Origin of the sequence: Methylorubrum salsuginis (assembly GCF_900114375.1) — a bacterium.
GTDB classification, from domain to species: domain Bacteria; phylum Pseudomonadota; class Alphaproteobacteria; order Rhizobiales; family Beijerinckiaceae; genus Methylobacterium; species Methylobacterium salsuginis.
This window is the reverse complement of the sequence record NZ_FOSV01000063.1, coordinates 1-1,067: the sequence shown is the minus strand read 5'-3', so window position 1 is coordinate 1,067 and position 1,067 is coordinate 1. Positions and strand designations below refer to the sequence as shown.

The window sequence follows — 1,067 nt, the reverse complement described above, 5'->3', positions numbered from 1 at the left end:
GCCGGCATCGACCGCGCCTACGTCGGCCGGGTCGAGCGCGGCAGCGAAAACGTGACGGTCGACACCCTGGCGGCGATCGCCCGCGCGCTGGCGGTACCCGTTGCGGACCTGTTCGTGGCCCCCGACCCTGGGGCTGAACGGCCGGCGCCGCTGAAGGCCGGCCGCAAACCGGTGCGCTAACCGCTCGGCCATCGGCCCCTCGCTCTATCGGCTGCGAGGCCGTTGAGGTCGGCCAGGATGAGCCGCAACTCGCGCCACGGTGTCTCGGTGTCCGCGACCGGGCCGGGGGCGTGCACGCTGAGCAGGACGATGAGCTTCAGCACGACGGCGTGACAGGTCCGGGCTGGTGTCGCCAGGAGGTTGTCGGCGGCGGCCAGAACCGCCCCGTCGATGGACGCCTCATGCAGCTCGGCTTCGAGCAGGCCGGCTTCCTGGGCCGCCGTGTCCCATTGGCGCTGCCGCCGATGCAGGCGTTGGATGAACCGCTGCCGACATCGGCCCGGCGGCACCGCCCACGCGATGGTTGGGAAGTCGGCCGCATAGCGGCGCGCGCCGTCGGCGCCACCCGGCAGCCTCACGCGGGGGAAGCTGATGCCGGCGAGCAACCCTGCCTCGATGCGATCGCAGGCCGCCAGCGCCGCATCGTGCTGGTCGAGGAGGCTCTCAAACTCGGCAAACAGCCGCGGCATCGGATCGATGGTCGTACCGGTGTCGGCGATGCCGGTTCGATGGGGCTCGGTCGCGCCCGACTGTGTGCCGATGAGCGACAGGCTACCTAGGATGGCGAGAAGGCGCCGCCGCGACGGCGAACCGCGCGGCGCGGGCGAGGCGACCCGATGGGACGGCGCGGGATCGAAGCCCGTCACCTCAATACTCCCTGGCCAACAGGACGGTAAGCACCCGGGTCGTGACGCTGGTGTCGGCCGGGTCGGGCGAGGCGAAGCGCCCCGCGCGGTCGAAGTAGTCGATCTTGAAAAAGACCCGCTCGCCCGCGGCCTCCAACGCGCCGAAGTCGTGCTCGCCGAAGGGGTCGTTGTCGGCATCGAACCGGTCGAAGGCGGCGACGG

3 protein-coding genes are annotated in these 1,067 nt (G+C 71.6%); 1 reads left to right on the top strand and 2 read right to left on the bottom strand.

Translation table 11 applies throughout. The annotated features are described in order from the left end of the window. Positions 1-180, top strand: a 180-nt coding sequence (locus tag BM140_RS25015) for a helix-turn-helix domain-containing protein (RefSeq protein ID WP_091952148.1), incomplete at its 5' end; no start/stop codon positions are given. Here the strand turns inward: BM140_RS25015 and BM140_RS25010 are convergent. Next, positions 177-866, bottom strand: coding sequence for a hypothetical protein (locus BM140_RS25010; RefSeq protein ID WP_091952147.1), 690 nt, complete (start codon positions 864-866; stop codon positions 177-179). The two genes, BM140_RS25015 and BM140_RS25010, sit on opposite strands and share 4 nt — an antisense overlap. 1 nt (position 867) lies before the next feature. Continuing rightward, on the bottom strand, positions 868-1,067 hold a 200-nt coding region (locus BM140_RS25005), incomplete at its 5' end, for a DUF3768 domain-containing protein (RefSeq protein ID WP_114436024.1).